19 protein-coding genes are annotated in these 19022 nt (G+C 71.3%); 16 read left to right on the top strand and 3 right to left on the bottom strand.

Annotated elements, in window-relative coordinates; genetic code table 11:
• Window positions 1-92 precede the first annotated feature (92 nt).
• The 6 genes from ACYVD1_RS11215 (at window position 93) to ACYVD1_RS11190 (ending at window position 5229) form a co-directional block, all read left to right on the top strand.
• Window positions 93-482, top strand: coding sequence for a class I SAM-dependent methyltransferase (locus ACYVD1_RS11215; RefSeq protein WP_460771071.1), 390 nt, complete (start codon window positions 93-95; stop codon window positions 480-482).
• Between the two features lie 137 nt (window positions 483-619).
• A complete protein-coding gene (locus ACYVD1_RS11210; protein WP_460771068.1) occupies window positions 620-895 on the top strand; it encodes a hypothetical protein in 276 nt (91 codons plus the stop codon).
• Between the two features lie 73 nt (window positions 896-968).
• Entirely contained in the window at window positions 969-2081 is a 1113-nt protein-coding gene (locus ACYVD1_RS11205) for an FAD-dependent oxidoreductase (protein ID WP_460771066.1), read from the top strand.
• A 68-nt stretch (window positions 2082-2149) separates the two neighbouring features.
• Complete coding sequence (locus ACYVD1_RS11200; protein WP_460771063.1) at window positions 2150-2776, top strand: phosphoribosyltransferase; 627 nt, start codon at window positions 2150-2152, stop codon at window positions 2774-2776.
• A 250-nt stretch (window positions 2777-3026) separates the two neighbouring features.
• Entirely contained in the window at window positions 3027-4112 is a 1086-nt protein-coding gene (locus ACYVD1_RS11195; protein ID WP_460771060.1) for a class I SAM-dependent methyltransferase, read from the top strand.
• A gap of 88 nt (window positions 4113-4200) precedes the next feature.
• The gene (locus ACYVD1_RS11190) at window positions 4201-5229 is read left to right on the top strand and encodes a glutathione S-transferase family protein (protein WP_460771056.1); all 1029 of its coding nucleotides are present in this window, start codon (window positions 4201-4203) and stop codon (window positions 5227-5229) included.
• 65 nt (window positions 5230-5294) lie between these two features.
• Here ACYVD1_RS11190 and ACYVD1_RS11185 read toward each other — a convergent pair whose 3' ends face one another.
• Window positions 5295-5852, bottom strand: coding sequence for a nuclear transport factor 2 family protein (locus ACYVD1_RS11185; protein ID WP_460771053.1), 558 nt, complete (start codon window positions 5850-5852; stop codon window positions 5295-5297).
• Window positions 5849-6727, bottom strand: a complete 879-nt coding sequence (locus ACYVD1_RS11180) for an LLM class F420-dependent oxidoreductase (protein ID WP_460771050.1) — start codon at window positions 6725-6727, stop codon at window positions 5849-5851. Before ACYVD1_RS11180 ends, ACYVD1_RS11185 begins: the two co-directional genes overlap by 4 nt.
• Before the next feature lie 208 nt (window positions 6728-6935).
• On the opposite strand from ACYVD1_RS11180, the gene ACYVD1_RS11175 reads away from it, so the two are divergent.
• Entirely contained in the window at window positions 6936-7823 is an 888-nt protein-coding gene (locus tag ACYVD1_RS11175; RefSeq protein ID WP_460771048.1) for an IclR family transcriptional regulator, read from the top strand.
• Between the two features lie 2 nt (window positions 7824-7825).
• Here ACYVD1_RS11175 and ACYVD1_RS11170 read toward each other — a convergent pair whose 3' ends face one another.
• A complete protein-coding gene (locus ACYVD1_RS11170) occupies window positions 7826-8461 on the bottom strand; it encodes a flavin reductase family protein (protein WP_460771046.1) in 636 nt (211 codons plus the stop codon).
• A 259-nt stretch (window positions 8462-8720) separates the two neighbouring features.
• On the opposite strand from ACYVD1_RS11170, the gene ACYVD1_RS11165 reads away from it, so the two are divergent.
• The 9 genes from ACYVD1_RS11165 (at window position 8721) to ACYVD1_RS11125 (ending at window position 19016) form a co-directional block, all read left to right on the top strand.
• Window positions 8721-9626: an alpha/beta fold hydrolase gene (locus tag ACYVD1_RS11165; protein WP_460771044.1), complete on the top strand. Its 906-nt coding sequence runs from the start codon at window positions 8721-8723 to the stop codon at window positions 9624-9626.
• Window positions 9623-11407 carry an FAD-binding protein gene (locus ACYVD1_RS11160; protein ID WP_460771042.1) on the top strand — a complete coding sequence of 595 codons (1785 nt, stop codon included), beginning with the start codon at window positions 9623-9625 and terminating at the stop codon, window positions 11405-11407. The genes ACYVD1_RS11165 and ACYVD1_RS11160 overlap by 4 nt, the downstream gene beginning before the upstream one ends.
• A gap of 18 nt (window positions 11408-11425) precedes the next feature.
• Entirely contained in the window at window positions 11426-12484 is a 1059-nt protein-coding gene (locus tag ACYVD1_RS11155; protein WP_460771039.1) for a 2Fe-2S iron-sulfur cluster-binding protein, read from the top strand.
• Window positions 12485-12610: 126 nt separating this feature from the next.
• On the top strand, window positions 12611-13396 hold the full coding sequence (locus ACYVD1_RS11150) for a 2-keto-4-pentenoate hydratase (protein ID WP_460771036.1): 786 nt from the start codon (window positions 12611-12613) through the stop codon (window positions 13394-13396).
• A gap of 10 nt (window positions 13397-13406) precedes the next feature.
• The gene (locus ACYVD1_RS11145) at window positions 13407-14315 is read left to right on the top strand and encodes an acetaldehyde dehydrogenase (acetylating) (RefSeq protein ID WP_460771033.1); all 909 of its coding nucleotides are present in this window, start codon (window positions 13407-13409) and stop codon (window positions 14313-14315) included.
• A gap of 19 nt (window positions 14316-14334) precedes the next feature.
• Window positions 14335-15384 (top strand): 4-hydroxy-2-oxovalerate aldolase, encoded by a 1050-nt coding sequence (dmpG, locus tag ACYVD1_RS11140; protein WP_460771031.1) that lies wholly within the window; start codon window positions 14335-14337, stop codon window positions 15382-15384.
• Window positions 15381-16565, top strand: a complete 1185-nt coding sequence (locus ACYVD1_RS11135; protein WP_460771027.1) for an acyl-CoA dehydrogenase family protein — start codon at window positions 15381-15383, stop codon at window positions 16563-16565. Before dmpG ends, ACYVD1_RS11135 begins: the two co-directional genes overlap by 4 nt.
• A gap of 49 nt (window positions 16566-16614) precedes the next feature.
• Window positions 16615-17529 (top strand): VOC family protein, encoded by a 915-nt coding sequence (locus tag ACYVD1_RS11130; protein ID WP_460771024.1) that lies wholly within the window; start codon window positions 16615-16617, stop codon window positions 17527-17529.
• Entirely contained in the window at window positions 17526-19016 is a 1491-nt protein-coding gene (locus tag ACYVD1_RS11125; RefSeq protein ID WP_460771022.1) for an FAD-dependent oxidoreductase, read from the top strand. The genes ACYVD1_RS11130 and ACYVD1_RS11125 overlap by 4 nt, the downstream gene beginning before the upstream one ends.
• Window positions 19017-19022 lie beyond the last annotated feature (6 nt).

Raw genomic sequence — 19022 nt, 5'->3', positions numbered from 1 at the left:
GCTCGCACGCGGGGTTCGCCCAAGACGCAACCGCCCATTCGGGCGGGATAACCAGATGCCGGGCGCCACTGTCCCTGCGAGAATCCGTTCGCATGACCGCTAGAGACATCGAACTGTTCGACCGGGTAGCCCGTCAGTACGACGAGGTACTGCCGTTCTTCGCCGAGACCGCGAAGGCGACCGCCGCCGCTCTGCCCCTCAGGCCCGGTCTCCGACTGCTCGATCTCGGTGCGGGGCACGGCGCCCTCACAAACCGAGCTTTGGACCGGGGCTGCCTGGTCACGGCGATCGATGCCGCCCCCACAATGGTCGCCCGGACCAGGGAAGCCCATTCCGACGACCCGCGGTTCGAAACCGCCCGTCTGATGGACGCCCACCGTCTGGAGTTCCCGGACGGGCACTTCGACGCGGTGGTCTCCGGTTTCGTCCTGCACCTCTTGGACGACCCCCTACTGCCTTGGCCGAAGCGCGGCGCGTCCTGACCTCGCGGGGATGGCTCGCGCTCACCCTCCCGGGGCCTTCCCCGGACGGGGAACCAGCGGCTGAGACCGGAGAGAACGAGGACCCCCTCCCCGCTCTGTTCACGGAGTTCGGTCGGCACCTGCCTCCGGGAGGCGGAATGGGGAAGCCGATCGACGACCCCCGGAACCTGCTCACCGAGGCCGGGTTCGCGAATGTCACCGGCACGACGGTCACCACGGCCCTGCCGGTGCCCGACGGTGAGACGCTGTGGCGGTGGCTGCTGACGCACGGAAGCCGCGCTTTCCTCGATGACCTGCCCGCTGAGCGGAGAGCGGAGTTTCGCGCGCGCGTACTCGCGTCGGTCGAAGACTCCGGTCCGTTCACCATGCGCCGCCCGGTCTCACTGTGGATCGGGCACCGCGGTGTGCGCTGACCGGCATCCGGTTCCGGCATGAACCGGTGGCTCCCGTTGTTCTTGAGTGTCGATGGACGACGGGAGGAGGGCCATGGCGGGTGTCCGTGGATCCGCTCTGCTGGGGGCGGCGGACGTGGTCGTGGTGGGGGCCGGGCAGGCCGGGCTCTCGGTGGCCTGGCACCTGCGGCGGCTGGGCCTCGAACCGGGTGTGGACTTCGTGGTGGTGGACCGGGGACCCGACACCGGGGGTGCCTGGCAGTTCCGCTGGGAGTCGCTGCGCCTGGACGACGCGCACAAGGTCGACGACCTGCCCGGGATGCGCGAGCTCGGGCTGAGCTTCGACACCGCTGATCCCACGCGGCCCGCCCGAGACGTGGTGCGCGACTACTACGCGCGCTACGAGCGGGCTTTCGGCCTGAACGTGGTGCGGCCGGTCGCGGTGAACCGGGTTCGCGACGAGGGCGGGGCGTTCGTTGTCTCGACGGACAAGGGCGACATCGCCGCGCGGGTGCTCGTCAACGCCAGCGGGACCTGGGCCAGGCCCTTCCGCCCCTACTTCGCCGGTGCAGCGGACTTCCGCGGCGTGCAGATCTCCACCCCCGACTACCGTGCCGCCGGGGACTTCGCCGACCAGCGGGTGCTGGTCGTGGGCGGGGGCACGTCCGCGGTCGGGTTCCTGCGCGAACTTGAGGGCGTGGCCGCGGGCACCGTGTGGGCCACCCGTCGGCCCGTGGAGTTCGCCGACGACCCCAAGGGCGGGATCCGGGCCGTTCAGCGGGCGGACGAGGCCGCCAAGTCGGGGCGGCCGCAGCCGAGCATCATCAGCGGTACCGGGCTGCCCGCGACCCCGGAGAACCTCGCGGCGCGGGATCGGGGCCTGCTGGTGGCGCGGCCGATGTTCACCGCGATCGAACCCGACGGGGTCCGCTGGCCGAACGGTTCGTTCGAGCCGGTCGACGCCATCATCTGGGCCACCGGGTTCCGCGCCGAACTCACGCACCTGGCTCCGCTGCGCCTGCGCGAACCCGGCGGGGGAGTGCGGGTCGAGAACGGGCGCTCGGCGCGCGAGCCGCGCCTGTTCCTGGCGGGGTTCGGTCCTCAGGCGAGCACGATCGGGGCCAACCGCGCGGGCCGCACGGTGGCCCGCCAGGTCGTGGCCGAACTCCGCTCGATCCGGGGGACGTCCGCTCCCCCACGTGTGTGACCCCAGGTTCCGGGTAGCGCCGCGGAGAGGGCCCCTGCATGGGGCGTACGAGGAACGGGGTGAGGCAGATGTTCGCGAACCGGGAGGAGGCGGGGGACCGCCTGGCGGAGGTGCTGGTCGGGGTGGACCGCGACCGCCTGCTGGTGCTGGGGCTGGCGCCCGGGGGCGTGCCGGTCGCGGAACGCGTGGCGCACGCGCTCGGCGGGGCGCTGGACGCGCTGGTCGTCCACCGGGTCCCCTCGCCGCGCAACCCCGACCGGGCCATCGGCGCGGTCACGGCAGCGGGGCCGGCGCACTTCGAGCGCGCTTCCCTGGACGTACTCGGCCTGTCCGAGGGTGACCTGGAGGGGACGGTCGCGTCCGGGCGGGAGGAGGTCCGGCGCAGGGAGACGGCCTACCGGGGGTCAGGACCCGGGTTCGACATCGAGGGCATGGACGTCATCGTCGTCGACGACGCGCTGGTGACCGGGATGAGCGCGCGGGCCGCGCTGACGGCGCTGCGCGAGCGGTCCCCGGCGTCCCTGGTGCTGGCGGCACCGGTGGGGGAACAGCAGGCGGTTCGCTCGCTTTCTGAACTGTGCGACCAGGTCGTGTGCCTGATGGCGCCGGACGACTTCCAGGAGGCCGACCGGTGGTACGGGGAGTATCCGCACGTCGCTGACGACAGCGTGCGGAGTCTGCTCGGCCGGTCCTGAGACCGACGGGTGTCGGGGGCAGCCGCGACCGGTCGGACCGGGTTGGCCGCACGTGGCCATCGTCGTTCGGATGCCTCCCGAACCCTTGGGGAGCGGGGGAACCAGGCGTAAAATATCCGGTTATCCAAGTTGACCGAAAGCGGCCCTGAGAGCAGCGGGGCAGGTCACGGGCCCAGGCCACCCTCGGCGTCGACCAGGTCGACAGCCTGCGCTCGCGCGGGACCACCTCCCTTCACTGAAGGAGTCCGTGATGACCACCGAAACCACCGGGCCGGAGCTGGACCAGGACAAGGTGGAAGCGTTCACCGGTCGGATGATCGGCATCCTGGAGGGCGGCAGCGCCACCCTCACCTGCAGCCTGGGCCACCGGTTGGGCCTGTTCGACACCATGGCTGGCCGCGGCGCCATGACCTGTGCGGAAGTCGCCGAAGCCGCGCGCTTGAACGAGCGCTACGTGCGCGAGTGGCTGAGCGGTGCGACCATCGCCCGGCTGATCGAGTACGACCCGCTCGCCGACACCTACCTCCTGCCCGCCGAGCACGCGGCCTGTCTGACCCGAGCGGCCGGTCCGGACAACCTCTCCCGGTTCGTGGGCATGCTTCCCATGCTCGCGCTGGTCGAGGACCAGGTGGGCGAGGCGTTCCGCCGCGGCGGCGGGGTGCCCTACAGCTCCTACCCCCGCTTCCAGGAGGTCATGGCCGAAGAGAGCGGCGAGGTGGTGGACGCCTCACTCATCGACGCCACCCTGCCCCTGGTGGAGGGTCTCACCGAACGGCTCGCGCTCGGCATCGACGTGGCCGACGTCGGCTGCGGCCGCGGCCACGCCGTGAACGTTATGGGCCGCGCCTATCCCCGGAGCCGGTTCACCGGATACGACTTCTCCGAGGAGGGGGTCACGTTCGCGCGGGGCGAGTCGGACGCGATGCGCCTGGACAACGTGCGGTTCGAGCTGCGCGACGTCGCCGACCTGGGGGTCGAGGAGTCGTTCGACTTCATGACGGCCTTCGACTCCATCCACGACCAGGCCCACCCCGGACAGGTGCTCTCGGGTATCCACCGGGCGCTGCGGCCCGGAGGGAGGTTCCTGATGGTCGACATCAGGTCCTCCAGCAAGCTGCAGGAGAACATGGACCTGCCCTGGGGGACCTTCCTCTACACGGTGTCGCTCATGCACTGCATGACGGTGTCCCTCGCTCTGGACGGTGACGGGCTGGGGACGGCCTGGGGAGAGCAGAAGGCCCTCGCCATGCTCACCGAGGCGGGCTTCGACGAGGTGGAGGTGAAGGGTATCGACACCGACCCGTTCAACAACTACTACGTGTGCACCAAAGACTGAGATCGCCCTGTGGACAACCGCCTCCGGCGCCCGCCCGGGACTTAGGATCGGGCCAGAACCAGTTTCCAGTGCGTCGGAGGTCACCGGTATGCGGGCCAATCAGCTTCCCACCGAGGAGATCAAGCGGGACCCGGCGGCCTTCGCCGACCGGGTCACCGCGGACGGCCGCTTCGACCGGACCGCCGAACCCGGGCGCTACCGGCTGGTCATCAACCGGGCCTGCCCGTGGGCGCACCGGGTGGTGATGACCCGACGGCTCATGGGGCTGGAGGGCGCCGTCTCGCTTGCCGTCACCGACCCGGTCCAGGAGATCATCGAGGGCGACCCGCACTGGGTGTTCACCGAGGAGACCGGTAGTCCCGGGGGCCGGGACCCGGTGCTCGGTATCCACGCGCTGCGCGAGGCCTACCTGGCGCGGGACCCCGGCTACGACGGCGGCGTGAGCGTGCCCGGCCTGGTCGACGTGGCCAGCGGGCACCTGGTCTCCAACGACTACGACCAGCTCAGCGTGGACATGGCCACCGAATGGGACGGCCTGGCCAGGGAGGGTGCCCCGGACCTGTACCCGGCCGCGCTGCGCGAGGAGATCGACGCGGTGAGCGCGCAGGTGTACCAGGACCTCAACAACGGGGTCTACCGCTCCGGCTTCGCACCGGACCAGCGGCGCTACGACCGGGCGGTCACCGGCGTGTTCGAACGGTTGGACGCCCTGGAGGAGCGCCTCACCGATCGCCGCTACCTGGTGGGCGACCACATCACCCTTGCCGACCTGCGGCTCTGGGCGACCCTGGTCCGCTTCGACGCTGCCTACCACGGCCACTTCAAGTGCAACCGCCGGAAACTGATCGAGTACCCCGCGCTGTGGGCCTACGCCCGCGACCTGTTCCAGACCCCGGGTTTCGGCGACACCACCAACCTCGAACACATCCGCGTCCACTACTACCGGGTACACACCGCCATCAACCCGACCGGCATCGTCGCCGTGGGGCCCGAGCCGCGCGGATGGCTCACCGAGCACGGCCGGGAGCGGCTGGGCGGCAGCCCCTTCGGCCAGGGGACCCCGCCCGGCCCGGTCCCGGACGACGAGGCGGTCCCACCTCTGGACGAGCAGGGCTGAACAGCGCTGAGGCGGGTGCCGTAGGGCGGTAGGCGGCGAACACCGGCCAGTTACCGAAGGGGCGGTCAGCGGGGAGGTGTCCGGGCGGGTGTCGGCTCCGGTGTGTCCGGGTCCTGGGCGCGGAGCGCGCCGAGGAGGAGGTCGGGGGACTCCGCCCGGCCGTCGAGGACACGGCTGGTCCGCCGCGTGACCCGCCACCCCTGCGGAGTTCTGCGCAGCTCCCAGCGGTTGGCGGTACCGCGGTGCACCCGGAACCGCCGTTCCGCGGGATCGTGCACGACCATCAGCGAGTAGCAGGCGGCGACGGCCCGGTCCCCGGTCACGGTGACGTGCGGCGGCCCCTGGAAGTGGGCGCAGCCGCCGGAGATCCATTCCCGGTGGCTGGCCGAGCGCACCATGGCCGCGATCTGGTCCCGGCCCTCCATGGGCAGCGTGTCCACGTCGTAGACGCCGCCCTGCTCCCAGAGGTCGGCGACCGCCTCCGCGGTGCCGCTGTCGACGAGCGGCCCGTAGGAGAGGATCAGCCGGGTGATCTCCCGTTCGTCCGCCAGGGTCCGCAGGCCTTCCTCCGCGGCCCGCAGGCGTTCCTCGAGGCGTGACAGGCGCCGGTCGCTGTCGTTCACGGTGCCTCCCCGAAGGCGTAACCGAGACTGTCGCCCAGGGTGCGCAGTGCTTCGAGCTGGGTGACGTAGTGCTCGGCTGACGTGGCCGCCAGGCCCACGCTCGCGATGGTCGCGCCCGCCTTCTCGACGCTGCGCAACGCCCGTCCCACGGCGTCCGGGTCGTCGGCCGGTTCGAGGTTGCGGCCCGCGCCCAGCACGACCTCGAAGCCCGGGGGCAGGTCCGCGGCGGCGAGCATCTCGCCCAGCTTGGTGTGGGAGAGGCCGAACGGGACCCACCCGTCCCCGTGGGCCGCCGCTCGGCGCAGGGAGCGCGGTGTGCGCCCGCCGATCCAGAACGGGACCCTCTCCTGCCGTGCGTGGGGTTCGACCACGAAGTCGGAGAAGTCGTAGTAGGTGCCGTGGTACCGCGGGCTCCGCTGGGAGAGCGACGTGCGCAGCGCGGCGATGGCGTCGTCGGCCCGGGCCCCGCGGTCGTCGAAGGGCGCGCCGAGCAGTTCGAACTCCTCTTTGAGGCTGCCCACGCCGAGACCGAGGGTCAGCCGTCCGCCGCTGACCGCGTCCAGCGTGCCGTAGCGCTTGGCGATCTCCAGCGGGTGGTGGTAGCCGAGCACGAGGACCTGTGTGGCCAGCCGGATCGTCCTCGTGCGTGCCGCGAGGTATCCGAAGGTTGCGAGCGGATCCCAGTAGGTGGATCCCCGCTCCACGGCCACCTCGGTGGGGACGGCCACGTGTTCACTGCACGTGAGGTGGTGGAAGCCGAGCCGGTCCGCGGCCGCCGCGGTGTCGCCGATCTCCTCGATCCCGGCGTGGTGCTCCCACTCCGAGTGTGCGCCCGGTGGCTGGGCCACTACGGGGGTGACGATCCCGATCCGCATCCGGGTCCTCCTCTCTCGCCGTAAGTGAACCGAACTTCAGAACCGTTTCTAGCCCCATCGGGGGCTTGAGGCGGGCGGTGTCCCGATCAGTGGAAGGCGCTGCACTGTGCGAGGACGTACCGACTTCGACCACAAGTCTTCCCTGTGGGCCTGATCACTGTTAGCTTCCATTTTAAGAATTCATTTCAGTTTTGAGGCTGGAGGGTTCATGGCCATGACCCGCACCGCGACGAAGCCCCCGTCGGCCGAACGCCCGGAGCTCCCGGCGTCGATGGTCGAGCGGATGACCCTGATCATGGACGAGTTCATCGGGACGTTCACCCGGCTCACCCTCGAAGACGTCGCGCGCCGCACCCGGCTGCCCCGGTCGACGGCGCACCGGATCCTCGACCAGCTCGTGCGGTTGCGGTGGCTCGACCACACATCTCTCGGTTACGGACTGGGGCAGCGCGCGCTGGGGCTCGGCGGCCCCGACGGGAGCTTCGGCGAGATCCGGGAGGCGGCCGCACCGCTGCTCCACGAGCTCCACATCAGGACGGGGACGGTGGTCCACCTCGGGGTGCTCGACGGGCCGGACGTGTACTACCTGGACAAGGTCGGCGGACGTTTCGCGACGTCGGTCCCCTCCCGGGTGGGCGGCCGGGCCCCGGCCCACTCGACCGCGCTGGGGAAGGCCATGCTGGCGCTGCTCGCACCGGAGCAGGTCGACGCCCGCATCGGCACGGACATCAGCAGGATGACCAACCGGACGATCGGGGAGCTCAGCATCCTGCACCAGGAGCTGAACCGGATCAGGCAGCGCAACGGGCTGGCGTTCGAGCGCGGGGAGTGCTTCCCCGACATCGCCTGTGTCGCCGCGGCCGTCCGGGGACCGGATCGGGCCGTGGCCAGCATCTCCTTGGTCGGTGACGCCCGGACCCCGTTGGAGAAGATCGCCCCACTCGTCGTGGACGCCGCGCGGCAGGTCTCGCGCGGCCTGTTCCCGGCCACGGATGCGCAGCAGGCGGGCCGGTGCAGGTCGGACGCGGGCCAGAGCTGGTCCGCGGAGACCTTGGACCGACTCTTGGAGGTAGGGGAGACCGGCGAGTGGATGTGAAGCTACTCCCAGCGGTCTCCCCAGCCCCACAGGCCCGCGCCGTCCGGCCAGACGGCGTCGTCCCCGTCGAGGCCGAACTCTCCTCGGAAGAACAGCATCGGCCGCTGGTGCGTGACCTGCTCCACCGCCAGCACACGGCCGATGACCACGTCGTGGTCCCCAGCGCCGTGCACGTCGTGGGTCTGGGCGTGCACCCGTAGGAGGACGCCGGGCAGCGCCGGGGCGCCCCAGGGCGACATGTCCCAGTCGAGCCCTTCGAACTTCCTGCCCCTGCTGGACCCGAACCGGGCGCACACGTCGTCCTGCTCCTCGCTGAGCACGTTCACGCAGAACCGGCCCGAAGTGCGCATCCGCGGCCAGGAACGGCTGTGGTGGCCCACGCAGAACAGGACCATCGGCGGTTCCAGGGAGACCGACGCGAAGGACTGGCACGCGAAGCCCACGGGGCCGTCCGCGTCGGCGCCCGTGACCACGGTGACCCCGCTGGCGAACGCGCCGATCGCGCGCCGGTACTCCAGCGGGGTGGGCTCGCTGCGTCCTGCCTGCGAAGCGGGTGCCTCGGGTGCCGCGGCGGACGCGGTTGACACCCGGGACGCGGGTGACGCGGGGGAGGCCGTGAGATCCGGTTCGACTGGCATGGGATTCACCTCGGGTTCTGGGCCGCTGCCGCGGGCTGGGTCCGAACGGAGCACAAACGTAGGACGCTCGGGCGGTGCCGTGGGCGGGTTGATCTCGTTGAGTGGAAGGGAGCCGGCACCCGATCGGACGGACTCCGTTCCCGGCCCTGAAACGCCGTCGGTGCTGGCGGGGATCCCGCTGATCGGGATCGTTCCGCTCACGCGGCCGCGTCCGCACTACGTTCGCCGAAGCTGACATTCCTATCGACCGAGGCGGACGATGACCACGGATCTGAGCTATGAGTCGACACTGCGGGAGCTCCCGACCGACGACGGGGTGCTCCGCTACCACGAGGCAGGTGCGGGGCCGCCCCTGCTCCTGCTGCACGGTTCCGGTCCCGGGGTCACCGGTTGGCGGAATTTCAGGGGGAACCTCGCCGCGTTCGCCGAGCACTTCCGCTGCCTGGTGCTGGAGTTTCCGGGTTTCGGGGTCAGCGACCCCACGGACGCCCACCCCATGGAGGCCGCACCCGAGGCGGTGATCCGCTTCCTCGACGGGCTCGGCCTCGACCGGGTGGACGTGATCGGCAACTCCATGGGCGGGATCGTCGCCGCCCGCGTGGCGATGGGACATCCCCACCGGGTACGCCGACTGGTCACCATCGGCGGCATCGGCAGAAACCTGTTCAGCCCCGGACCGGGCGAGGGCATCAACCTGTTGATGGAGTTCACCGAGCAGCCCACGCGGGAGTCGCTCGTCCGCTGGCTGAACTCCATGGTCCACGACCCGGCCATGGTGACCGAGGAACTCATCGAGGAGCGCTGGCAGCAGGCGACCGACCCGGACACGCTCGCCAGCGCGCGGAAGATGTACGGCAGGGCCGCGTTCGCCGCCCGGAACAAGGCAGCGGCGCGCTCGGACCATCCCCCGTACTGGGCGATGCTGCACAAGGTCAAGGCCAGAACGCTCCTCACCTGGGGGCGTGACGACCGGGTCAGCCCGCTCGACATGGCGCTCCTGCCGATGCGGACCATGCCCAACGCTGAGCTGCACGTCTTCCCCGACTGCGGTCACTGGGTGATGGTCGAGCAGAAGGCCGCCTGGGAGAGCGCGGTCCTGGCCTTCCTGACTGACAAGCACGGGCTGACTGAGAACGACGGGCTCACCGGGAAGGACAGGACATGAGCGCCGAAACGCAGCGGCCCGACGCGGAACGAGTCGAAACCGGCTGGGACGTCGAGCACGACCTCGTCGTCGTGGGCAGCGGCGCGGGCGGTATGGCCGCCGCGCTCACCGCGGCCGCCGACGGCCTCGACGCCCTCGTCGTCGAGAAGGGGTCGAGGTTCGGGGGCAGCACGGGGCTCTCGGGCGGCGGTATCTGGATCCCGAACAACCCGACGCTGCGCGCCAAGGGCCACGACGACAGCCGCGCCTCCGTCCGCCGCTACCTCGACCTCCTGACGGAGGGGCGCGTGCCCGCCGAGCGCCTCGACGCCTACGTCGACCACGGCCCGGCCGTGATGGAGATGCTCGGCCGGAGCAAGTGGATGCGCTTCTTCTGGGTGCGCGGGTACGCCGACTACCACCCCGAGCTCGAAGGCGGCCGCCCCCTGGGCCGCTCCGTCGAGGCCCTACCGTTCGACACCCGCAAGCTCGGGGAGGACGAGCGGTACCAGCACCCCAACAACATGAAGGGCCCGCTCGGCCTGTGGATCACCGCCAAGGACTACCGCGACCTCGCGATGGTCAAGCGGACCTGGCGCGGACGCCGGGCTTCGCTCGTCGCCGCGTGGCGGGTCGCCTCCAACCTGGTCCGCCGGCGCCACATGTCCACCGGGGGGCGCGCCCTCGTCGCGCGCATGCGGATGGCTCTGAAGGACGCGGGCGTGCCTCTGTGGCTGCGCGCCCCGATGACCGACCTGGTCGTCGACGACGCGGGGCGGGTCACCGGTGCCGTGGTCGAGCGGAACGGCGCGCCGGTGCGCGTGCGGGCCCGGCACGGTGTCGTCCTGGCCACGGGCGGGTTCGACCACAACCAGGAGATGCGCGACGCGCACCTGCCGAGTGGCGCGCGGGCGGACTTCAGCATGGGGAGCCGGGACAACACCGGTGACGGGATCCGTGCGGGTGAGCGGATCGGAGCGGCCCTGGAATTCATGGACGACGCCTGGTGGATGCCGGCGGTCCGCCATCCCGCCGGTGCGACCATCCCGCTGGTGTCCGAGCGCTGCATCCCGCCGTCGGTGATCGTCTCGGCGCGGGGGAGGCGCTTCACCAACGAGTCCTCTCCCTACGTGAACTTCGTGCACGACCAGGTCGAGGGCGGGCACGTGCCTGCGTGGTTCGTCATGGACGCCAAGGCGCGGAGCCGGTACCCGTTCGCCCAGATCCTGCCGGGGGCGCCGATCCCGGACGCCTTCTACGAGAAGGGGCTGGTCCACCGCGCGGACAGCATCGCCGGGATCGCGGAGAAGGTCGGTCTGCCCGCCGATGCGCTGTCGGAGACGGTCGACCGGTTCAACGGTTTCGCGCGTACGGGCAAGGACGAGGACTTCGGCCGCGGTGACAGCGCCTACGACCGCTACTACGGCGACCCCACGCTGAAGAACCCCAACATGGACGCCATCGACCGGGCACCCTATTACGCGGTCCGGATCGAGGTCGGTGACCTCGGAACCAAGGGCGGCCTGGCGGCCGACGAGCACGGCCGGGTCCTGCGCGCGGACGGCACGGTGATCGAGGGCGTCTACGCCACCGGGAACACGTCGTCGGCGGTGATGGGCAACGAGTACGCGGGGCCCGGGGCGACCATCGGTCCCGCCCTCGTCTTCGGATACCTCGCCGCCAGGCACGCCGCGGGCACGCGTTCCGGCGCAGCCCGAGGCGCCGACCAAGGCCGGGGTGCCGGCTCCGCCTCCGCCCAGGACACCGGAGCCGACCAGCGATCCGCCCGTACACGGCCCTGAGGAAGAGGGGGAGAGCCAATGACGCAGCCGGGAGCGCTCAAGGTGCGCGTGGTCGAGGTCGTTCGGGAGACCGCGGAGGCGCACTCGCTGGTACTCGAGCCCGCCGAGGGGGACCGGTTCAGCTACCTTCCCGGCCAGTTCCTCACCGTGCGGATACCGGCCGCCGAGGGTGACGGGTACGGAGCGGGCGAGGGGGACGGGGGAGCGGCAGCGCGCTGCTACTCGCTGGCCAGCTCCCCGCTGTGCGGGGAACCGCCCAAGGTGACGGTCAAGCGCACCGAGGGCGGCTACGGTTCCAACTGGATCTGCGACAACGTCAGCGAGGGCGACGTCCTCGAGGTGTTGCGGCCCTCCGGCACCTTCACACCGGACAGCCTGCACGGGGACCTGCTGCTCTTCGCCGGGGGCAGCGGCATCACGCCGATCATGTCTATCCTCAAGTCCTTCCTTCACGCGGGGTCGGGCGAGGTCACGCTGGCGTACGCCAACCGGGACGAGGCGTCGGTGATCTTCCGCGACGAGCTCACCGGGCTGGCCCAGGAGTACGGGGACCGGCTGACCGTCGTCCACTGGCTGGAATCCCTCCAGGGCCGCCCCACCGCGGCCGCGGTCCGGACCCTGGCCCGCCAGCACACGGACCGGCAGGCGTTCGTCTGCGGACCTGAACGGTTCATGGCCTTCCTCGACGAGGAGCTCACCGGCCTGGGGATGCCCCCCGGACACGTCCACGTGGAGCGGTTCTTCTCCCTCACCGCCGATCCCTTCGCCGGGCCCGCCGAACCCGTCGACAGCTCGGGTCCGACCAGCACGGTCGAGGTCGAGCTCGACGGACAGGAGCAGACCCTGTCCTGGCCGCGCAGGAGCCGCCTGCTCGACGTCCTCCTGGACGCCGGGCTGGACGCGCCCTACTCGTGCCGGGAGGGCGCGTGCAGTGCGTGCGCCTGCGTGGTCCTGGACGGCGAGGTCGAGATGGAGCGCAACGAGGTCCTCGACCAGCAGGACCTCGCCGATGGCATCGTCCTCGCGTGCCAGGCCGTCCCGGTCAGCGACCGCCTCCGGATCACCTACGACGGCTGAGAACGCCCCCGCTGAGGGCGGCTCCCACTGACCGGGAGACGGGGTCCCCCGCCCGGGGCGCCCCTGACAACTTGAGCCGTGGGCCCGACGGGGCCGAGCACGGTTCGACCGACCAGGAGGCATTGGATGCTGGAACCGGAACAGCGGGTGTCCGCCGCGGACCTGCTGTGGGCGGCGGAACGGGACCGGGACCCGACCGCACCGCTGACCAACACCTACCCGGGTATCGACGTGGTCGACGCCTACGAGATCCAGCTGCACAACATCCGGCGGCGCACCGGCGCCGGTGAGCGGGTCATCGGCCACAAGGTCGGCCTCTCCTCACCGGTCATGCAGCAGATGATGGGCGTCGACGAGCCCGACTACGGCCACCTGCTCGACACCATGGCTCTCTCGGAAGGTACCCCCGTCGCGGCCGGCGACTACTGCTTCCCGCGCATCGAGGTGGAGATCGGTTACGTGCTCGGCTCCGGCCTGCCGGGCGCCGGGTGCACCGAGGAGGACGTGCTGGCCGCCACGGAGTACGTGGTGCCCGCCATCGAGCTCATCGACAGCCGGATCAGGGACTGGGAGATCGGGCTGGTCGACACGGTCGCCGACAACGCCTCCTCCGCCGGGGTGCTTCTCGGCACCGACCGGCTGCCGCCCCGCGAGCGGGACGTGGCCGACATCGGAGCGGTCCTGTACCGCGACGGCGTCGAGACGGCCAGCGGCAGCACCGAGGCGGTACTCGGCGATCCGACCAGGGCCGTTGCCTGGCTGGCCCGCAAAGTCGCTGGCTTCGGGGTGAAGCTCGAGGTCGGCCACGTCATCCTCCCCGGCTCCTGTACGCGGGCCGTGGACGTGCGGCCCGGCGAGACCTTCCGCGCCGAGTTCTCCGGGCTCGGTGCCGTTTCCGTCCGATTCGAATGAGGTGCAGACCATGACCAAGGTGCCCGCCGCCATCATCGGCTCGGGGAACATCGGAACCGACCTGATGTACAAGCTGCTCAGATCCGAGCTGGTCGAGCCGCGCTGGATGATCGGGGCCGACTCGGAGAGCCCGGGCCTCAAACGCGCCGAGTCCGAAGGGCTCACCACGTCCGCGGAGGGCGCTGACTGGCTCCTCGGCCGGAGCGAGCGCCCCGGGCTCGTCTTCGAGGCGACCTCCGCCTCGGTCCACCGGGCGAACGCGCCCAAGTACGAGGCGCTCGGCATCCCCGCCGTCGACCTCACCCCGGCGGCGATCGGTCCCGCGGTCGTGCCCGCGGTCAACCACGGTGAGCACCGCGACAGCACCAACGTCAGCCTCATCACCTGCGGCGGCCAGGCCACCATCCCGATGGTCCACGCGGTCTCCCGGGTCACCGACGTCGCCTACGCCGAGATCGTCGCGAGCGTCGCCTCCCCCTCGGCGGGCCCTGGGACCAGGGCCAACATCGACGAGTTCACCATCGCCACGAGCCGGGGCCTGGAGCGGATCGGCGGGGCCCGCGAAGGCAAGGCGATCATCATCCTCAACCCCGCCGAGCCGCCCATGCTCATGCGGGACACGGTCTTCTGCGCCATCCCGCCCGACGCCGACCACACGGCGATCACGCAGTCGATCGACGAGATCGTCGCGACCGTCGCCGCCTACGTGCCCGGGTACCGGCTGCGCGCGCGGCCCCAGTTCGACGAACCCTCAGCCGTGAGCGGGGGCCACGCCCGGGTCGCGATCTTCCTGGAGGTGGAGGGCGCGGGCGACTTCCTGCCCGCCTACGCCGGGAACCTCGACATCATGACCGCCGCTGCGACCGAGGTCGGCGAGGGGTTCGCGCGGCGCGCCGGCTCCGCGCGCACCTCCGCCTAGTTATAAGGAGAACCCCGCCATGCCTGACAGCGTGGACATGCCCTACAGCGCGGAACTGGACATCCGGGTCACCGACTCCTCGCTCCGGGACGGCTCGCACGCCAAACAGCACCAGTTCACCACCGACCACGTGCGTTCGGTCGTCGCGGCCCTCGACGGCGCGGGCGTGCCGGTCATCGAGGTGACGCACGGAGACGGCCTGGGCGGCTCCTCGTTCAACTACGGGTTCAGCCACACCCCCGAACAGGACCTCATCCGGGCCGCGGCCGAGACCGCGGAGCGGGCCAGGATCGCCTTCCTCATGCTCCCCGGGCTCGGTGTCAAGGACGACATCCGCGCGTCCGCCGACAACGGTGCGAGCGTGTGCCGTATCGCCACGCACTGCACCGAGGCCGACATCGCCGTGCAGCACTTCGGTCTGGCCCGGGAGCTGGGCCTGGAGACCGTCGGGTTCCTGATGATGGCGCACAGCCAGCCTCCGGAAGCGCTCGCGAAACAGGCACGGGTCATGGCCGACGCCGGATGCCAGTGCGTGTACGTCGTCGACTCCGCCGGTGCCCTGGTCCTGGAGCAGACAAGCGACCGGGTCGGCGCGATGGTCGCCGAACTCGGCGACGACGCCCAGGTCGGTTTCCACGGCCACGAGAACCTCGGCTTGGGGGTGGCCAACTCCGTGCTCGCGGTGCGGGCGGGGGCCACCCAGATCGACGGGTCCACCCGCAGGTTCGGCGCCGGTGCCGGGAACACGCCCGTCGAGGCGTTCACCGTGGTCGCGGAGAAGCTCGGCCTGCGGACCGGGATCGACACACTCAAGATCATCGACGCCGCGGAGGAGGTCGTGCGGCCGGTCATGGACGGTGAGTGCCTGCTCGACCGGCCCTCGCTGACCATGGGCTACGCGGGCGTCTACTCCAGTTTCCTCAAGCACGCGGACCGCCAGGCGGAGCGGTACGGGGTCCCCGCTGCCCAGATCCTCCTCGAGGCCGGGCGGCGCGGGCTCGTCGGAGGCCAGGAGGACCAGCTCATCGAGATCGCGATCGCCCTCCAGGAGAAACGAGGTTCGCTGTGACCAACCAGGTAATCGAGACGGTGACCAGCCGCGCCGAAGAGATCAGCGGGGCCGGGCCGTCGAACGAGAAGCTCGGCAGGCTGGACGACCGCGCGGCCGCGGTCCTGCGCGAGACGGGTGCCATCCGCATGCTGCAACCCGCCGCCTACGGCGGGCACGAACTCCACCCTCGCGAGTTCGCCGAGACGGTCATGAAGATAGCGAGCCTCGACGGCTCGACCGGTTGGGTCGCCGGTGTCGTGGGCGTGCATCCGTGGGAGATGGCGTTCGCCGACCCCAAGGTCCAGGAGGAGGTCTGGGGGGAGGACCGGAACACCTGGATCGCCTCCCCGTACGCGCCGATGGGGGTGGCCCGCCCGGTCGAGGGCGGTTACGTCCTCAACGGCCACTGGCAGTTCTCGTCCGGTACCGACCACTGCGACTGGATCTTCCTCGGCGGCTTCGTCGGGGACGACAAGGGGGAGGCGCTCCGCCCGCCGAAGTCGGTGCACCTGATCCTGCCGCGCTCCGACTACGAGATCGTCGCCGACTCCTGGGACGTGGCCGGACTGCGCGGGACCGGGAGCAAGGACATCATCGTCCGGGACGCGTTCGTTCCCGAGTACCGGACCATCCCCTACGAGAAGGTGGTCGAGGGGAGGGCCCCGAAGGAGGCGGGTCTGACCAACCCGCTGTACCACGTGCCGTTCTCCTGCATGTTTCCCCTGGGCATCACCTCCGCGCTCATCGGGATGGCCGAGGGTGCGCTCGCCCACCACCTCGCCTACCAGCAGGGCCGTGTTCAGGTCACCGGGACCAGGATCAAGGACGACCCCTACGTGCTGTCCGCGATCGGGGAGGCGACGGCCGAGATCGAGGCCTCCCGGATCGCGCTGCTCGACAACGCCTCGCGGCTGTACGACGCCGTCGCCGCCGGCCGCGAGGTGACGTTCGCCGAGCGGGCGGCCAACCGCCGCACCCAGGTCCGGGCCGCGTGGCGGGCGGTCGGAGCAGTGGACGCGATCGTGGCCCGCTCCGGCGGCAACGCGATGCGCATGGACAACCCCATCCAGCGGTTCTGGCGCGACGTCCACACGGGCCAGGCGCACGCCATCCACGTCCCGGGCGCCGTGTACCACGCGTCCGCCCTGACGGACCTGGACATCGAGCCCCCCGCGGGCCCGATGCGCTCGATGATCTGACCCGCCCGGCACACGTGAAACACACGGAAAGCAAAGGAGTGGATGCACGATGACGCAGATCCGCGGCCTCGGCTACCTCAAGGTCCAGACACGGGACCTGGGACGGTGGCGCGAGCTCTTGGTGGACGCGCTGGGCTTCGCGGAGGGGAAGGGGCCGGACCCGGAAGGCCTCTACCTCCGGATGGACGAGCGGGAGCACCGGCTGGCCGTGCTGCCCGGTGACACCGACCGCGTCCTCGCGGTGGGCTGGGAGGTCCGCGACCAGTTCGCGCTCGCGGCGGTGGGCCGCGCGGTCGAGGCGTCCAGCACGCCGGTCAAGGTACTCTCCGACGAGGAGGCCGCCGAGCGGGGCGCCGAACAGGTGCTGGCCTTCGACGACCCCGCGGGCACGCCCGTGGAGGTCTTCCACACCCCGGTACTCGACCACAGCCCCGTGATCACCGGCTACGGGCAGGAGTTCGTCACGGGCGCCCAGGGGATGGGGCACGTGGTGCTCCCGACCACCAGCCCGGACGAGACGGTCTCCTTCTACACGGAGGTGCTCGGCTTCCTGCCGCGCGGGTCCGTCCGGATCGGCGACAAGAAGGCGTCGGCCCCGCGGGTCCGCTTCATGGGCGTCAACCAGCGCCACCACAGCCTCGCGGTCTGCCCCGCGCCGCACGGCGAGCCCCCGGGCCTGGTGCACCTCATGGTGGAGGTCGACATCCTCGACGCCGTCGGCCGCGCCCTGGACCGGGTGAACGAGCTCGGCTTCTCCGTCTCCTCCACGCTGGGCCGGCACACGAACGACAAGATGGTGTCGTTCTACGTGCGCGGTCCGGGCGGTTGGGACCTGGAGTACGGCACCGAGGGCATGCTCGTCGACGAGACCGGCTACACGTCGGAGGAGATCACCGCCGACAGCTATTGGGGCCACGACTGGTCCGGGTCCGAGCCGCTCGCGGCCTTCAGCCCTCCGGCATGAGTACGGCTCCGGTCGAGCCCGTCCCGGCCGGTTCGCTCAGCGGGTTCGACCACGAGTGCGGCGTGCTCGTGGTCGGGTTCGGCTGTGCGGGGGCCGCGGCGGCGTTCGAGGCGGCGGAAGCCGGAGCGGACGTGCTCGTTCTCGACGGTGCGGGCGGCCCCGGCGGGGCCTCGGCCCTGTCCGGCGGGGAGCTCTACCTCGGCGGCGGCACCCCGGTGCAGCGGGCCTGCGGTTTCGAGGACACGGCGGACGACATGTTCTCCTACCTCGAGGCCGCTCTCGGCCCGCACCCCGACCGGGAGAAGCTGCGCCTGTACTGCGACGGGAGCACCGAACACTTCCAGTGGTTCCGTGACCGGGGACTGGCCTTCAACGACAGCCTCTACGACGCGCCCAGCTGGATGCCGCCCACGCAGGACGGGCTGATGTGGTTGGGCGAGAACGCCTGGCCCTACGACGTCCTCGCCCGTCCGGTGCCGCGCGGGCACCGGCCGTCCGCCGAGTCCTTCGGCGGCTGGCTGATCATGGACAAGCTGGTGGCGGCGGCCACCGCGGCCGGGGCCGCCGCGCACTCCGACACCCGGGTCACGAACCTGGTGGTCGACGGCGAACGGGTGTCGGGCGTGGTGGCGCGCAGGTACGGCGAACGGCTGACCTACCGGGCACGGCAGGCGGTGGTCCTCACCACCGGGGGCTTCGTCGACTCCGAGGAGATGCTCGAACAGCACGCCCCCGTGCTCCTGGGCCACGGCAAGGTCAGCGCGGGCCTCGACGACGGCTCCGGGATCAGGATGGCGACGGCGGTCGGCGCCGCGACCCGGCGCATGGCCTCGGTCCAGATCGCGCTGCAGGTCCTGCCCGCGCTCATCGCCCGCGGGATGCTGGTGAACGGCCTCGGGCGGCGGTTCCTCAACGAGGACGTCTACCCAGGGCTGATCAGTACCGAGGCGGTCCGCAACCAGCCGGGGCCGTACTGGGCCGTCATCGATCAGGAGGGCTACGAGGACATACCCGAACGCGACCTGTGGGGTGTGCGGCCCCGTTTCGTCGAGGGGAGCCTCGCCGATCTGGAGCAGTCGCTCGGCATCCCGGCGGGGGAGCTGGAGGCGACGGTGGCCGCCTACAACCGCCACGCGGAGCGGGGCGAGGACCCCTGTTTCCACAAGGGCCGCGCCTGGCTGCGGCCGCTCAAGGCACCCTTCGCGGCGGTCGACACCCGGGCCGGATTCGCCGCGGGCGGCCGGGGGGAACCCGGTGCGGGGACGGGGGCCGCGGGCTTCACCCTGGGCGGCCTGCGGACCACCGTCGACGGACAGGTGCTGCACGTGTCCGGCCGGGCGGTACCGGGCCTGTTCGCCGCGGGCCGGGCCAGCTCCGGGATGCACGGCGAGGGTTACGTCAGCGGCACGTCTTTGGGGGACGGCACCTTCTTCGGCCGCAGGGCCGGACGGTCCGCCGCCACTGAGGACGACGAGCGCACCGGTTGACGGTGT

The sequence above is a fragment of the Nocardiopsis nanhaiensis genome (assembly GCF_054778635.1).
This window is presented reverse-complemented; position numbering and strand designations above follow the sequence as displayed.

What these genes read in the sequence shown, in the direction of transcription:
- ACYVD1_RS11180 (WP_460771050.1), bottom strand. Translation starts at nt 6,727, where the DNA reads ATGCGGATCGGGATCGTCACCCCCGTAGTGGCCCAGCCACCGGGCGCA.
- dmpG (WP_460771031.1), top strand. Translation starts at nt 14,335, where the DNA reads ATGCCTGACAGCGTGGACATGCCCTACAGCGCGGAACTGGACATCCGG.
- ACYVD1_RS11205 (WP_460771066.1), top strand. Translation starts at nt 969, where the DNA reads ATGGCGGGTGTCCGTGGATCCGCTCTGCTGGGGGCGGCGGACGTGGTC.
- ACYVD1_RS11165 (WP_460771044.1), top strand. Translation starts at nt 8,721, where the DNA reads ATGACCACGGATCTGAGCTATGAGTCGACACTGCGGGAGCTCCCGACC.
- ACYVD1_RS11215 (WP_460771071.1), top strand. Translation starts at nt 93, where the DNA reads ATGACCGCTAGAGACATCGAACTGTTCGACCGGGTAGCCCGTCAGTAC.
- ACYVD1_RS11125 (WP_460771022.1), top strand. Translation starts at nt 17,526, where the DNA reads ATGAGTACGGCTCCGGTCGAGCCCGTCCCGGCCGGTTCGCTCAGCGGG.
- ACYVD1_RS11190 (WP_460771056.1), top strand. Translation starts at nt 4,201, where the DNA reads ATGCGGGCCAATCAGCTTCCCACCGAGGAGATCAAGCGGGACCCGGCG.
- ACYVD1_RS11150 (WP_460771036.1), top strand. Translation starts at nt 12,611, where the DNA reads ATGCTGGAACCGGAACAGCGGGTGTCCGCCGCGGACCTGCTGTGGGCG.
- ACYVD1_RS11145 (WP_460771033.1), top strand. Translation starts at nt 13,407, where the DNA reads ATGACCAAGGTGCCCGCCGCCATCATCGGCTCGGGGAACATCGGAACC.
- ACYVD1_RS11195 (WP_460771060.1), top strand. Translation starts at nt 3,027, where the DNA reads ATGACCACCGAAACCACCGGGCCGGAGCTGGACCAGGACAAGGTGGAA.
- ACYVD1_RS11170 (WP_460771046.1), bottom strand. Translation starts at nt 8,461, where the DNA reads ATGCCAGTCGAACCGGATCTCACGGCCTCCCCCGCGTCACCCGCGTCC.
- ACYVD1_RS11200 (WP_460771063.1), top strand. Translation starts at nt 2,150, where the DNA reads ATGTTCGCGAACCGGGAGGAGGCGGGGGACCGCCTGGCGGAGGTGCTG.
- ACYVD1_RS11130 (WP_460771024.1), top strand. Translation starts at nt 16,615, where the DNA reads ATGACGCAGATCCGCGGCCTCGGCTACCTCAAGGTCCAGACACGGGAC.
- ACYVD1_RS11160 (WP_460771042.1), top strand. Translation starts at nt 9,623, where the DNA reads ATGAGCGCCGAAACGCAGCGGCCCGACGCGGAACGAGTCGAAACCGGC.
- ACYVD1_RS11155 (WP_460771039.1), top strand. Translation starts at nt 11,426, where the DNA reads ATGACGCAGCCGGGAGCGCTCAAGGTGCGCGTGGTCGAGGTCGTTCGG.
- ACYVD1_RS11210 (WP_460771068.1), top strand. Translation starts at nt 620, where the DNA reads ATGGGGAAGCCGATCGACGACCCCCGGAACCTGCTCACCGAGGCCGGG.
- ACYVD1_RS11175 (WP_460771048.1), top strand. Translation starts at nt 6,936, where the DNA reads ATGGCCATGACCCGCACCGCGACGAAGCCCCCGTCGGCCGAACGCCCG.